Origin of the sequence: Mesorhizobium sp. AR10, assembly GCF_024746795.1 — a bacterium.
In the GTDB taxonomy this organism is placed as follows: domain Bacteria; phylum Pseudomonadota; class Alphaproteobacteria; order Rhizobiales; family Rhizobiaceae; genus Mesorhizobium.
In genome coordinates, this window is record NZ_CP080524.1 from 3,018,225 (window position 1) to 3,032,160 (window position 13,936).

13 protein-coding genes are annotated in these 13,936 nt (G+C 60.6%); 7 read left to right on the top strand and 6 right to left on the bottom strand.

The features are described from left to right. The first annotated feature begins 161 nt into the window (after nt 1-161). Nucleotides 162-986 carry an IS5 family transposase gene (locus LHFGNBLO_RS18130; RefSeq protein ID WP_258599892.1) on the top strand — a complete coding sequence of 275 codons (825 nt, stop codon included), beginning with the start codon at nt 162-164 and terminating at the stop codon, nt 984-986. Between the two features lie 23 nt (nt 987-1,009). Here the strand turns inward: LHFGNBLO_RS18130 and LHFGNBLO_RS18135 are convergent, their stop codons facing one another. From LHFGNBLO_RS18135 to LHFGNBLO_RS18160, 6 genes are all read right to left on the bottom strand, one after another. Continuing rightward, a complete protein-coding gene (locus LHFGNBLO_RS18135) occupies nt 1,010-1,783 on the bottom strand; it encodes an SDR family NAD(P)-dependent oxidoreductase (protein WP_258609531.1) in 774 nt (257 codons plus the stop codon). Between the two features lie 31 nt (nt 1,784-1,814). Then, nucleotides 1,815-2,543 carry an SDR family oxidoreductase gene (locus LHFGNBLO_RS18140; RefSeq protein ID WP_258609533.1) on the bottom strand — a complete coding sequence of 243 codons (729 nt, stop codon included), beginning with the start codon at nt 2,541-2,543 and terminating at the stop codon, nt 1,815-1,817. Continuing rightward, on the bottom strand, nt 2,540-3,853 hold the full coding sequence (locus LHFGNBLO_RS18145; protein ID WP_258609535.1) for a D-tagatose-bisphosphate aldolase, class II, non-catalytic subunit: 1,314 nt from the start codon (nt 3,851-3,853) through the stop codon (nt 2,540-2,542). The genes LHFGNBLO_RS18140 and LHFGNBLO_RS18145 overlap by 4 nt, the downstream gene beginning before the upstream one ends. Continuing rightward, nucleotides 3,850-4,851, bottom strand: a complete 1,002-nt coding sequence (locus LHFGNBLO_RS18150) for a sugar kinase (protein WP_258609537.1) — start codon at nt 4,849-4,851, stop codon at nt 3,850-3,852. Before LHFGNBLO_RS18150 ends, LHFGNBLO_RS18145 begins: the two co-directional genes overlap by 4 nt. Nucleotides 4,852-5,100: 249 nt before the next feature. Continuing rightward, a complete protein-coding gene (locus tag LHFGNBLO_RS18155; protein ID WP_258609539.1) occupies nt 5,101-6,333 on the bottom strand; it encodes an ROK family transcriptional regulator in 1,233 nt (410 codons plus the stop codon). A 141-nt stretch (nt 6,334-6,474) separates the two neighbouring features. Next, nucleotides 6,475-7,359 carry a sugar phosphate isomerase/epimerase family protein gene (locus LHFGNBLO_RS18160; protein WP_258609541.1) on the bottom strand — a complete coding sequence of 295 codons (885 nt, stop codon included), beginning with the start codon at nt 7,357-7,359 and terminating at the stop codon, nt 6,475-6,477. A gap of 495 nt (nt 7,360-7,854) precedes the next feature. On the opposite strand from LHFGNBLO_RS18160, the gene LHFGNBLO_RS18165 reads away from it, so the two are divergent. The 6 genes from LHFGNBLO_RS18165 to LHFGNBLO_RS18190 all read left to right on the top strand — a co-directional run bounded on the left by LHFGNBLO_RS18165 (nt 7,855) and on the right by LHFGNBLO_RS18190 (nt 13,925). Next, on the top strand, nt 7,855-8,811 hold the full coding sequence (locus LHFGNBLO_RS18165; protein WP_258609542.1) for an AraC family transcriptional regulator: 957 nt from the start codon (nt 7,855-7,857) through the stop codon (nt 8,809-8,811). A 551-nt stretch (nt 8,812-9,362) separates the two neighbouring features. Beyond that, nucleotides 9,363-10,778: an extracellular solute-binding protein gene (locus tag LHFGNBLO_RS18170; protein WP_258609797.1), complete on the top strand. Its 1,416-nt coding sequence runs from the start codon at nt 9,363-9,365 to the stop codon at nt 10,776-10,778. Between the two features lie 110 nt (nt 10,779-10,888). Beyond that, nucleotides 10,889-11,770 (top strand): carbohydrate ABC transporter permease, encoded by an 882-nt coding sequence (locus tag LHFGNBLO_RS18175; RefSeq protein ID WP_258609543.1) that lies wholly within the window; start codon nt 10,889-10,891, stop codon nt 11,768-11,770. Beyond that, nucleotides 11,770-12,606 carry a carbohydrate ABC transporter permease gene (locus tag LHFGNBLO_RS18180; protein WP_258609544.1) on the top strand — a complete coding sequence of 279 codons (837 nt, stop codon included), beginning with the start codon at nt 11,770-11,772 and terminating at the stop codon, nt 12,604-12,606. The genes LHFGNBLO_RS18175 and LHFGNBLO_RS18180 overlap by 1 nt, the downstream gene beginning before the upstream one ends. Before the next feature lie 4 nt (nt 12,607-12,610). Next, a complete protein-coding gene (locus tag LHFGNBLO_RS18185; protein WP_258609545.1) occupies nt 12,611-12,847 on the top strand; it encodes a DUF2160 family membrane protein in 237 nt (78 codons plus the stop codon). Nucleotides 12,848-12,881: 34 nt separating this feature from the next. Further along, entirely contained in the window at nt 12,882-13,925 is a 1,044-nt protein-coding gene (locus LHFGNBLO_RS18190) for an NAD(P)-dependent alcohol dehydrogenase (RefSeq protein ID WP_258609546.1), read from the top strand. Nucleotides 13,926-13,936 lie beyond the last annotated feature (11 nt).

The following is a 13,936-nucleotide window of genomic DNA, read 5'->3' on the forward strand; positions in this document are numbered from 1 at the left end:
CGCTCATACTAGCCGCACGTCCTACCGTCAGCGCAAGCCCGCATTTTTGAGAAGAGACGCTTCCATGCCGCCGGCGACCCTGACCGAAATGCCTGAGAGGCTGTTTGGAAAATCGGATTTGAGGGGTTTCGTTTGCGCATGAAGTCTGATTCAGAGCGTGGATGTGGACCGAACAGAGCCGTGGCCGTGTTGCCAAGATCGCGCGTAAGACGAAGCGTTATCCGTGTGATCTGACAGATGAGGAATGGGAGCGGATCGCGCCACTGATGCCGGTTCCTGGTCGGCGTGGGCGTCCCCGCGAGGTGGATTTTCGGGAGGTAATCAACGCGGTGCGCTATCTGGTGCGCTCAGGCTGTGGGTGGCGGATGTTGCCTATTCATTTTGGGCCGTGGCAGACGGTCTATAGCTGGTTCCGCGAGTTGGCACGGCGCTTCCTGTTTCAGACGATCCACGACGTGGAACTGATGCTCGACCGCGAGCGGCAGGGTCGCGAACCTTCACCCAGCGCTGGTGTGATTGATAGTCAGTCGATCAAGGCACCCCATGCAAAAGCACGAGGCTACGACGCGGGTAAGAAGATCGTCGGGCGCAAGCGCCATATTGCGGTCGATACGGACGGACGGCTCCTGATGGTCAACCTGACCACCGCTGACATCTCCGACAGCGCGGGTGCGCAGGCGATACTCGACGGCATCCGCAAACGCTGGCCGTGGGTCAAGCATCTCTTCGCCGACGGGGCCTATGACCGGCTCAAGCTGATGGATAAGGCCTGCTATCTCGACTTCATCGTCGAGATCATCCGCCGCTCCGACGACCAGAAAGGCTTCAAGGTTCTACCGCGTCGCTGGGTCGTCGAACGGACGTTCGGATGGATGATCCGGTGGCGACGCCTCGTGCGCGATTACGAGCAGCGCATCGATGTCTCGCAGGCCATGATCCTCGTCGCCATGGGCGGCATCATGCTACGCAGAAACGCCCATCCGTGATTTTCCAAACCGACTCTGAGCCGTTACCAGCAAGTGAACCCGCCATCGACCGGCACGATGGCCCCCGTCATCAGGCTGGACGCGTCGGAAGCGAGGAACAGGACAGCGCTGGCCACTTCGTCGGCCTGGCCCATGCGGCCCATCGGCGTATCCCGCAACCAGGCTTCTATTCGTGGAGCGTTTTCCGGAATCGCCAGGACCATCGGCGTTTCGATATAGGTCGGCGCCACTGCGTTGACCCGCACGCCATGAGGCGCCCATTCGGCGGCGATCGAGCGGGTCATATGATGCACGGCCGCCTTGGAGACATTGTAGGGCGTCTGCGGCTGCGGCCGGTTGCAGATCGTGCCCGACATTGAACCCAGGTTGACGATCGAGCCGCGGCGGGCGGCAATCATGTGCCGGCCGAAAGCGCGTGAGCACCAGAAGACACCGTTGACGTTGACGTTCATCATCCACAGCCAGAGTTCATCGTCGACATCTTCCGAGGCAATGCCGTTTTTGCCGACACCCGCATTGTTGATGAGGATCGAGGCCGGCGTGCCCCGAGCCGCGAGCGTGTCGGCGATCTCGGTCATGCGTGCCGACGAAGTGACGTCGCCGAGCATCAATTCGGCCGCGTAGCCTTTCGCGGTCAATGCATCCTTGCCAGCATTGCCGATCTGCTCGTCGGGCTCGATGATGACCACGCGCGCTCCTGACTCGCCCAACGCTTCGGCGCATGCGAGGCCAATGCCTCTGCCTCCGCCGGTCACCACTGCAACCTCGTTGTCCACCCTGAAACGCGTCTGGTACATGGTCTACCTCCCGATTTTCGATGCCGGCGTGTCAGATGTCGAAGTTGGCCGGCAGAATGACGACGTCGCGGATTGTCACCGTCCGCGGTCGCGTCAGCATGAACAGCAGGACTTCGGCGATTTCCTTCGGTTCGAACAGATTTCCAGCCGCCATCGCCCGGTCGAGGTTCTCCTTCGGCCAATCGGCGACGAGGGGCGTCAACACCGGCCCGGGGGCGATCGCGCCGACGCGGATGCCGTGTTTCGCGACCTGCCGCCTCAGCGCGTGGACGAACGCCTGAACGGCGTGCTTGGAAGCGGTGTAGATCGGCTCCCACGGTATTGCGGTGTGGCCGGCAACGGAACTGGTGACGATAATGTCTCCCGTGCCTCGCTCGATCATGTGCGGCAAGACCGCATGAACCGTTCGGAATACGGCATTGACGTTCAGGTTCAGCATCCGGTCAAAGGCGTCCGGATCGCCGTCGATGAAATCGCCGCCGATATAGGAGCCGGCATTGGCGTGAAAGGCGTCGAGGTGGCCGGCCTTGTCCAGAATGGCGGGCATCATGCCTGCCACGCTTTCCGGATTGGTGAGATCCACCCTCAAGGGAATTGCATTCTCACCGAGATCAGCAGCCAGGCTGCGCAGTTTGTCATCCGCATAGTCGATCAGGACCACCCGCGCGCCCGCATCAAGACAACCACGGACACAGGCAAGGCCGATACCCGATGCCGCACCGGTGATTGCAATGACCTTTCCAGAGAGTTGTTCGCTCATCTTCGTCCTCCATCCGTCGGATTGTTTTCGGTGTTGAGTGCCTCGCTCGTGCAGGCAAAGCGGTACTCGTCCAGGCTTCGCTGGACCGCGGCGATCAGCAACGAAACCGGGTCCAGCGGTTTGCCTGCGAACGCCGCGAATGAAGGCAGATACTGGCGGAACAGGGTGAGCGGCACGGTCTTGCCGTGCAGGGCCGTGGTCAGGCTCGCAACCGCTGCTTCCGCCTCCGGCTGGTTCCAGTAATAGCGGATGCGGTCCGAGAACGAGTAATGGCGCTGCAGGCGTTGGTCGGCTTCCGAGCCGTGATAGTGGCCCCGCCAATTGCCTGGTTTTGCCAGCATCAACCGCTCCATGGCCTGATAGAGCGGACGGACTCCATAGTTCGGCAAAAGGTCGGTCGCGATAAGGTCGAGCCCGTAAAGCGCCTCGCGCAAAACGAAGGTTAATTCCGGCCCTACTTTCAGGATCGGAAAGCCGTCCTCGACCAATTGGCGCAAGTGGGTTCGTCCCTGGTAGTCGGTTGAATGCGCCTCGTAGACCAGGCCAGGTTGCTGCTCGAGCAGTTGCGTCAGCCCGCGTGCCCTGGCGGAATCGTAGAAGACGACATTCTCATTACCGAACTCCACGCCGGGCTGGACCACCAGTGCGATGACGCGTGAGAGTGCATCGGCCAAGCCTTGCTTCAGGAACAGATCGCGATGAACATCGATGGTCTGCGTCGCCGCCGCTACGCTGGTCGGTTCGATGTCGCTGATCGCATGATTGGCGCCGCCGGGCGTCGGCACTTCGGTGCCGATGATGTAGACCGGCGCCTCACCTCCCGCGTCGCGCGCCGCGCGCTCCGCCGCCATGGCCAGCCGCGCTGCACGCTGCGCCGTTGTGGCGTCGTCGAGCGCGGCAGGCTCGCCGGCGCATCCCATCGAAGCATCGAGATGGATCTTGCGGAAGCCGGCGGACACATACGCCGTGACCATCTCTTCCGCCTTCGCCATCGCTGCGTCGGCATGTTCCTTGCGCCAGGGATTTGGCCCAAGGTGGTCGCCACCGAAGATGATCCGTTCCGTCGGAAGCTTTTCTTCTGCCGATATGTGCAGGACGAGACGAACAAAATCGCCGGGCAGCATTCCGGTGTAGCCACCGAACTGGTTGACCTGGTTGCAGGTTGCTTCGATCACCAGCGTGCCGGAGAAGCGCGCGGCGTTGCGCGCTGCCGCCCGGATGACCAGTGGATGGGCTGAGCAGACCGACGTGACGCCGATCGGCGAACCGTTGCGCCGCGCCGCCGCCAGGCTTCTGAGGAGAGCAGTCATCGGGTATTTCTCGGGGTCACGGCGATAAATTCGTCAAGCTGCGGGCGCGTGGCGGCACCTTCCATCGGACCTTGAACAGTGACGTTGTGGGCGCCCGCGGCATTGGCATATTCCAGGGCCTTGAGCACAGGCAGGCCGAGACGGCGGCAAGCGACATAGGCGCCGCCGAAGCAATCGCCTGCGCCTGTCGGATCAACTTCCGTAACCCTGAAGGCCGGACAGTCGACACGCGAGCCGTCGGCGCCGAAGAATGTCGATCCATGTTCGCCGCGCTTGAGAGCTATCTCCGTCACACCGCGGGCAAAGAGCGCGGCGACCGCGGCAGCTTCACCGTCAACGCCAGCTGCCATGAACAATTCGTCGCCGGAGGGCAGGATCAGGTCGGCGACATCGACGAGCCTGGCGAAGCGTTCCTGGGTCTGCCCGAGCCCGAGCAATTCCTTGCGCAAATTCGGGTCGAGCGAAACGGATCCGCCGCGCCGCTTGATGACGCCGATGGCATGATCCATCATCTCCCAGACACCCGGGATGGCAAAAGCGCTGCCCATGACGTGGAGGTGTCCAGCCCGCGCAAAGAGCGCCTCCGCCTCCGCCGTCAGGCTCACCTGAGCCGCAGCCGATCTTCCGATGTTGAAGACAAAGTCGCGCGAGCCGTCATCGCGATAGCGAACAAACGCGCTTCCGGTCGGATAGTCCGGGCTGATTGAAATGGCCGATATGTCGGCGCCGTCAGACCGCAGCCGTTCGATGTTGATGCGGCCGAAATCATCATCGCCGACCGAGGCAACGATTGCTGCCGAGCCGCCGATCTTCGCACACTGATCGATGAAAATCGCCGGCGCGCCGCTGGGGTAGGGGCCGATGAGCTCGATCGGCTCGAGAAACCCGTCGCCGCGGCTCTTCGCCATGATCTCCACCAGGATCTCGCCGATGACGACGGTCGGCCCCAGTGCGTCCGCTGCGAGCTTGGTCTGACTTGGAATCGCATCTGCGGGCATCGTATGGCTCGGCTATTGGGTACTTTCGATGGGAACACGCGCCAGCCGCAGGTCTCGCCGCGGCCGCGCGCTGATCCTGTTCGGCAGCTTGCGACAGCCTGAGACGACCACGATCAGGGATGCGCGATTGCTCCTCCAGAAGGCACACTATGAGGGTTTGTGGCGTTATGCAACATATTAGTCGATCGAGGCCATGTAGCGATGGGGTATGATCTGAAATCGCTGCCAAAAGGGATCTCGCACACTGGATCAGCCTTCGTCTGTCTCCGGCTCTTCGAATTCCGCCGTGTCATCGGCGAAACGCTGGCTCTCCAGAGACAAATAGCGCTGATGCAACATGCAGGCCGCGCCGAAGGCGGAACCGACGGTTCCTTCATCGTTCACTGTGATTGATGGCAGCGGGAAACTGGATTCCTGCGTGGTGTGAATGTGTGCAGCCACCCTGGCAGCCATTAGCGGATAGAGTGCTGCGACCGAACCGCCCAGCACGATCTGGTCGGCATCGATGATCCGGCAAGCCTGCACAAGGCCTATTGCCAAGGCCTTTGCCCATTGCTCGGCAATCGAGACGGCGCTGGGCAGCCGGTCCTGCACATCGGCAAGGAAGTTGCCGAATGTCGGATGACTGAGGATGGAGCTCTTGCGATATTCCCCCATGATGGCTTCAAGGCCGATCAGTTGCTCCAGATTGCGGCGCTGGCCTGGCGCGTCGCTGACGATCAAGTGTCCGATCTCGCCCGCCAGTCCGCTTGCACCGCGAAAAAGTCTGCCGTCAATGATGATGCCGCCGCCGATGCCGCTCTCCATGACGAGAAAGAGCGTCACGCCTGAATGCACCTCGCTGCGCCCGTAGGTCGCGCCGATGGCGAATGCGTTGGCATCGTTCTCGGCAAGGACCGGAACGCGCAGCGGCAGGGCGTCTCTCACCAATTCCGCGAGATGAACATTTCGCCAACCGAGAAGCGGCGCCAGGCGGACCAGGCCATGCTTGTCCATCTGTGCCGGAGTGGATACGCCAAAGCCTTCGCATCGCTCCAGTTTTGACGCCGGAATGGATTGCAGAGCCAGGTTGACCGCGCGATCGACCGCGGCCTCCACGCTGATCGAGGGTCCATCAAACGGTTCCACATTCGTCGAAACGATGTTGGTCCCGAGATCGATCTCGACCGTACTGATATGTTCGACGCCGATCTCGACCCCAAGGAAAAATATGGCATCCGGCACGAGTTCGAGCATGATGCCGGGGCGGCCGACGCGGGCGTAGCCCGGTTGTTCAGGCGGATCCTCAATGGCCTCGCGTACCAGACCGTCAGCCGTCAGGCTGGCGATGATATGCCCCGACGAAGAGCGGTTAAGACGCAATTTGCGCGCAAGTTCGGCTCGACTCAGGCGTCCGAATTGATGAAGGGCCCTTAGAGCCGCCACTTCATTGCTTTGTCGAATTCTGCGATGCGAACTGGCGTTCAGCGCCGGGTCATTCACGTAGGTCTCTCCAGGCTACCTGCGGTCCACCAGCCGAAGCGACCGCAAGCCCTTCATTCTGGTACACGCCGCGCAAGCGTGCAGCAACCGGCGCGATCTCGTCGAACATGCATCCGTGCCGCACAGTCAGACTGTCCTCGATCACGGACGGGCGTTGGTCGTTCGCCGGCGAGCCGCCTCTTCCATTTTCAGGTCGATAAAGGCCTTGGCGTGCTTTGCCAGCGGCATGTTGTCGGTCCAGGTATCGCGCCAGATGGCGCATGCCAGCGAGAGACCCTCGTCGACCACGGCGCTGGAGAACGATTCAAAGGTGACGTCGCGCTCGTAGCCGATATCGAGCAAGGCATCGAAGATACGATCGAAATCAATGACCCCGTCGCCGAGGTAGCCGCGATTGCTTTCGCCGATGTGAAAATAGCCGATCTTGTCGCCGGCCAGGCGAATGGCTGCCGCCGGGTTCGCTTCCTCGATGTTCATGTGAAACGTGTCGAGATGGAGCGTGACGTGATCGGAGCCCGTCGCCTTGATGAAGTCGAGGCCCTGGGCCGCCGTGTTCAGGAGGTTCGTCTCGAACCTGTTGACGACCTCCAGCACTAGGTCGACGCCGGCCTTCTTTGCCGCGTCAGCCGTCCTGGCAATGGCAGCAATGCTGTTCTTGCGGCCGCGATCGCTTGGCATGGTCGAATATTTCGTATGGGCGGAATAGAGAATGCCGCCAAGTTTGGTGCCGCCGACATCGCGAACGGCCGCGACAGCGCCCGCGAGCAAGTCCTCGCCGGCCTTGACGATGGCAGCATCCTCGCTCGACACATCCGCGCTCAACGGAAGGCCCATCGTGACGGCGATTTCGAGGCCCAGCGCCTCGGCCTTCCTGGCGAGGCGATCGAGGTCGAACTTCTCGGGTCGAAGATACGCAAACTCGATTAGCTGGTAGCCGCAAACGGCCGAATTCTCCATAGCTTCTTCGAGCATGGCCTGAGTGCCGCCTCCGGTCCATACGAACGAATGAATGCCCAATCTGCGCATGTGCACCTCCTCCAAGACGCAATCTATGTTGCATAGCACAACAAAATATCCAAACATGCTTCATGTCAAGATCATGCGAAGTGCGAAATAGCTCGTCTGGTTCCACTATATGCACAAAAATGATTGACAGCTCAATGGAAAGCTTTAATTTGTCTCATTAAACAACATATAAGTCTGGCAAAGCACCAGACGCGGAGGAGGAGGATCCATCGAGCCAGCGCCTGGATGCGCGGTGCCTTATGCCGTTTTTTCGCCTGATGGCATCGTTTAATGTATTTTGTTCGGTGACCTGTGCGCGCTGAATGACCCACAAGCGTTGAAATGGATTGGCCGCCGTCGGTAAACGACGGTTTTCGAGAGGTCCGGGCAAGGGCAAGTGGACGAAGGAGGTGTTGGCCTGTCGCAGAGGGGAGGAGCCCTTTTCGGGAGGCTTACGGGAGACTGCGGATCAAAGGGAGCGAAGCGGTCGCTGCGTTACCGGGAAGGAGCCACTCAATGAAGCCCGCTCTGAAGATCGTTCCGGACTTCGAAATGATCATATGTCCGCCGGCGGAATCGTTCCGCTGGAGCATGCATGACTATCCGTTCTTCAAAGCCAAGTGGCACTATCACCCGGAATACGAGTTGCACCTGACGCGAACGACTTCGGGCGTCATGATGGTGGGAGATCATATCGGCAAATTCGAACCGGGCTGCCTGGTCCTGACCGGGCCGAACGTCCCGCACAATTGGGTCAGCGATATTGAACCCGGGAAGCTGGTTCGCAATCGCGACATGCTGATCCAGTTCAGCCGTGAATGGGCTGATCGTGTCACCGGCTTCTGTCCCGAACTCGGAACCATCCGGCCGCTCTACGACGACGCCGTCTACGGAGTAGAGTTTCGCGGTGCCACCGCTCTCGCAGGGCAACGGCTGCTCGCACAGATCGGCGCCGCCCATGGTGCCGAGCGTGTGGTGCTCTTTCTGCAATTGATGATCACGCTGGCCCGCGATCCCGGAGACCGCCGCAGGCTCTCGCGGCTGGCGCCCACCTCCACGCAGGCGGAATTGCCGCCGGAACTCGACGTGGCAATGCGCTATGTTCTGGATCATTACAGCGACGATATCGACCTGCCGTTCGTTGCAAGGCTCTGCGGCCTGGAACCGCAAGCATTCTCACGTTTCTTCAAGCGGCAGACAGGTCATACCTTTGCCCGTTACGTCATCCTTGCGCGCATATATGCAGCCTGCTCACTGTTGACGCAGACTTATCGGCCGATTACCGACATCTGCTTCGAAGTCGGGTTCAACAACATCGCCAATTTCAACAGACAGTTCTTCAAGATCTGCGGGCGCACGCCGTCGGACTATCGGCGCAATGCCCACAAGATCGGGACTGAGGCGCGTGCCGATCCGTTCAGGGAAATCCGCGCCTGGTCTGGCGGCGCGCGCGCAGGCGGCGAAAAAGTATAGATCGCCTGCAAACCACGCGTGGCAGGGGGTAGAGCCCCACACTAAGCTCATCGGAATGCCCACGGGAGCGAGGCTGCAGAAACACCTGAAGTCGTGGTCCTGCGAAGGCAGAGCAAACTTGCGAACGCCGGAGGATCCGTGTTGCAGAGCCTTCATCTCAAGCACCGCTCGGGAGGATGTGTTTGGCTGGCACCGCAGCCGTTCCGCCGTTCCGTCGTGTTGAGGGGATCGCACCGCGGCAAGTGCTGCGTGATGGCACCCGCACTACAGGGATCGGCGAATGGCGCCATGATCGGCCTGGCGGACGCGCGACGGAGCCACTGCATTCGAGCGCTGGATTTGCCTCCCAGGGCCGGCACCCGGGGAGCTCTTTTTCCGGGTGCCACTTTTTCCGTAGGACGGTTCGACAGGCATCGGCCCGAAGCGGGTTTCAGCTATGTCCGGATGGCCAGGAGTGCCGTTCCTGAAGGGCAGGAACACGGCGATCGCAGAATGGAAGACTGACAGTCAATGTTTTGTTGGAGGAGTGAAAAATGAAACATGAACTCAGAATGGGCCTTGCTGCATTGGCAGTAGGCTTGATGACCAGCGTGATGCCCGCCAAGGCCGACTTCTGGTCGGACGCCGGGGCGAAATACAAGGGTGTCACGCTGCACGGCGTGACCGAAAGCACCCCGCCTTCGAACTACATAAAGGACGTTCTTGCGCCTGCCTTCGAGAAGGCGACCGGCATCAAGGTGGAGATTGAGACCACGTCCTGGGACCAGATGTACGACAAGGCGATCAAGGACATGGAAGCCAAGACCGGCATCTATGACATGGTCTATATCGAGCAGGACATCATCTATGCCTATCTCGCCAGGGACTTCCTGGTCGACATCACGAAATCCCTGAAGGACGACCCGTCGCTGAAAGCGCCGGAATTCGACGAAACGCACTTCACGACATTTGCCAACTATTTCAAGAATGCCGACGGCGATCTTTTCGGCATTCCGATGGAAGCCTTCATCAAGCTTTACCTGTACCGGACCGACCTCTTCAACGATCCGGCGATCAAGGAAGCGTTCAAGAAGGAAACCGGCAAAGATCTGGTGCCGGCAAAGACCCATGAGGAATATACGCAGATTGCGGAATTCTTCACCAAATGGGGCAAGGACCACAATCTGGAACTGTGGGGCACCACCGCACAGGCCCATACTGGGCACCCCGCTTCATGGTATGAGTTCTTCGAGTCGATCGCGCCCACTTTCGGTGTCTACAACTGGGGTATCGACGCTTCGAAAAACTACTCGGCGTCGGTTGCCAATGGCGGCACGATGAACAGCGACAAGGCAAAGGCGGCGCTCAAATACTGGCTGCATTTGCGCGACATCGCTCCGCCGGAATCCCCATCCAGCACCTGGACCGAAGTTGGCACCACCTTCGCGGCGGGCCGCGCGGCACAGGGCCTGGTCTACGGCGAGAACGCAGCATGGATTGCTGCCGATGCAGAGAAATCGAAGGTCGTAGGCAATGTCGGCGTCGCGCTGCCACCGCTGGCACCGGGAGTCATGGCGGATGCGGAAGCCGGCAAGGGCTATATCGGCTACTATGATGGCGGCGCCTTCGGCCTTCCAATCACCTCGAAGAACAAGGAAGCCTCGCTGCTGTTCCTGCAGTATATCGGCCAGGATTCGGTCCAGGGCGATTGGGCGGTCGCGGCACCGCGCATCACCAACACGGCAACCTACGACGATCCGAAAGTCATCGAGATGGATAAGAAGCTCAACGGCTACTACACCATGCTCAAGAACGACGGAAAGCTGTTTGCCGGTGCGCCGCCCTATCCGTTCCATGCGCAGGTGCGTGAAGCGACGGCGCCGATCTTCTACAAGATCCTGTTGGGTGAGGTGTCGTCCGACGATGGGCTCGACCAGATGGCCGCCGCCGCCGAGGCTGAGCTGAAGAATCTCGGCTATCGCAAGTAGCAGAGCGAACAAGAACTCGGGCCGCCACTTTTTTGCGGCGGCCCGAGTTTCGCCGCCTCGCGAAATTCGTAGGAATGTCGCGGCCAATGCGCCTGCCAGGGAGTGGTTTCATGCGATCAAACAGAGTGGGATGGCTGATGCTGGCCCCGACGATTGCGATCCTGGGGATCTTCGGCATCGTCCCATTTCTGTACGTGCTTTACGTGTCGTTCCATCAATGGAACCCGTTCGGCGCGAACCCCTATATGGTCTACAATGGCGCCGACAATTTTCGCCGCCTCGTCTTCGACAACGAGTTCCTGACCTCCATCGCGTTCACGCTGAAGTTCGCCTTCTTTGCCGTTTTCAGCGAAGTCATCCTTGGCTACCTTCTGGCGCAGTTGTTCATGCGCGAGTTTCCCGGCAGGGGTTTCTTCCGCACGATCCACACGCTGCCCCTGATCGTGGCGCCGATCGTCGTCGGATCGGTCTGGCGCCTGATGACGACGCCCAGCATCGGCATCATCCCGTACCTGGTGAAATCTTGGTTCGGCTACGACCTCAATATCGGTCGTGACGCGAACCTGGCCTTTGCGCTGACCGTCATCATGGATATCTGGCACTGGACGCCGCTGGTGACGCTGACGCTGCTTGCGGCACTCGTTTCGCTTCCCAAGGAGCCGTTCGAGCAGGCCCAGATCGACGGCGCCAACCGGTGGCAGATCTTCTGGCACGTCACCTTGCCGATGATCCGCCCGGCAATCCTGGCGACGGTCTTCATTCGGCTGATGGACGCGCTGCGCACCGTCGACGAAGTGTGGATGCTGACCGGTGGCGGCCCTGGCGCCGCGACACGATATCTCGGCCTGCACATCTGGAAGATCGTGTTTCCCAAGACCGATTACGGATACGGCTCGGCCACTTCGATCATCGTCCTGTACCTCACTCTGGTGATGTGCTGGCTGCTTTACGTCGCCCTTGTCGCCCGTCGCGGCCAGAAGAAAGTTTCCTGATGCGCCCCAACCGCCCGGTTCTTTCCATTCTGCTGTGGACCCTTCTCAGCCTGCTGACGCTGTTTCCGATCTATTGGCTGTTCGTGATCTCGGTAAAGCCGGCCGTCGAACTGTTCACCACGCCAAGCGTTCTGCTCGAAACCGTCTACTGGAAGAACTACGTGAAGGTTCTGGGCGACGATACGCTGCGCCGCTACATGTTCAACTCCATCGTCATTTCGACCGGCAACGCGGTGCTGGTGACCGTTCTGGCGTTCATGGCGTGCTACGCCCTGTCGCGCTTCGACCTGGCAGGGAAGGAAAACATCTTCTTCTGGACGATCACCAACCGCATGGCGCCGGCCGCCGTGTTCCTGCTGCCCTTCTTCCTGCTCTTCACGCAGGTCTTCACCATCGGCGAATGGAAGCTCTACGACACGCGCACGGGCATGATCCTGCTTTACTGCACCTTCAACCTGCCTTTCGCCATCTGGACGCTCAGACCGACGATCGACGGAATTCCCAAGGAGCTGGACGAGGCCGCAACCGTCGACGGCGCCACGACGTGGCAGGTGATCCGTGAAGTGATCTTTCCGCTGGCGCGGCCCGGCCTCGCCGTGACGCTGATCCTGACTTGGGTTTTCGCCTGGAACGAGTTCCTGCTGGCCGCGACGCTCACCAGTTTCAACGCGCGCACCATCACCACCGGCCTGTCGGAGTATGTGACGACGACCGGAACCGAATGGGGTACGATGGCGGCCATTGCCATCATCACGCTTGTCCCGGCCCTGCTGATCTTCTCGGTTGTCCAGCGGCACATCGTGGCCGGTCTGACCTTCGGCGCGGTCAAGGAGTAACGCCATGGATACGGTCGATCTCGACGAGGTGGACGACGAAGCCAACACCATTGTCGCAAGTCCGCAACGCACCGGCTTCCTGCCGATCGTGACCAACTGGTTCGACCGGGTTTTTGTCGGCATCTATTTGTTTGTCGCGCTCGAACTGTTCTGGATGAGATTCCTCGAACAGTCGATCCCATTGTCGGTCTGCCATGTCCTGGCGATCGTGTTGGGTGTGCTGATCGTTTGGCGTGGCTAGCGCAACGCTGATCAGGAGAAAAGGACGCAGGCTCATGAAGTCATTGGTGCTCGAAGAGAAGATGAAACTGTCGCTGCGGGATTTCCCGATCGAGCGTGAGGAGGTGCTCGGCGTCCGCGACGTGCGCATCAAATTGCATACCGTCGGCATCTGCGGCTCGGATGTGCACTACTATACGCATGGCGGCGCCGGGATTTTCCAGGTCAAGGCGCCGATGATCCTCGGACATGAGGCGTCAGGCACCGTCGTGGAGACAGGAGCCGGGGTGACGTCGCTGAAGGTCGGCGACCGTGTGTGCATGGAGCCGGGCATTCCCGACCCGAACAGTCGCGCGACGCGCATGGGCCTGTACAATGTCGATCCGGCGGTTCGTTTCTGGGCGACGCCGCCTGTCCATGGGATTCTGCGGCCGACCGTCGTTCATCCGGAGAACTTCACGTTCAGACTTCCGGATAATGTTTCCTTTGCCGAGGCGGCTATGGTCGAGCCGCTGGCCGTTGGCGTCCACGCCGCCACCAAGGCGCAGGTGAGGCCGGGCGATATCGCGCTGGTGATGGGTGCCGGGCCGATCGGCCTGGTCACGGCCCTGTCGGCAGTGGCGGCCGGCTGCGCCCGAGTCTTCGTATCGGACGTCGACGACACCAAGCTCGAGCTCGCAGCGCAGCTCGGCCCCATCACGCCCATCAATGTCGCGCGTCAGGATCTGGCCAGGGAGATTCTCGCCGCAACCGATGGCTGGGGCGTGGAGATCGTGTTCGAATGCTCCGGCAGCCCGCGCGCGGCGGAAGGTATTTTCGATCCGCTCTGTCCGGCCGGCCGCGTGGTGTTCATCGGCGTGCAGATGCACGACATCAAGTATGATGTCGGCAAGGCGATGGTGCGCGAGGCGCGCGTCGAGCATGTGTTCCGCTACGCGCACGTCTTTCCGCGCTGCGTTGCCATGCTGTCTTCAGGGGCGATAGACGTGAAGCCGCTGATCACGCGCACGTTCGAATTCGAAGACAGCGTTCGCGCGTTTGAAATCGCCGCATCCGCCCCAAAAGGCGAAGTGAAGATGCAGATTGCCTTGCCGCAATAGAGGGGACGCCA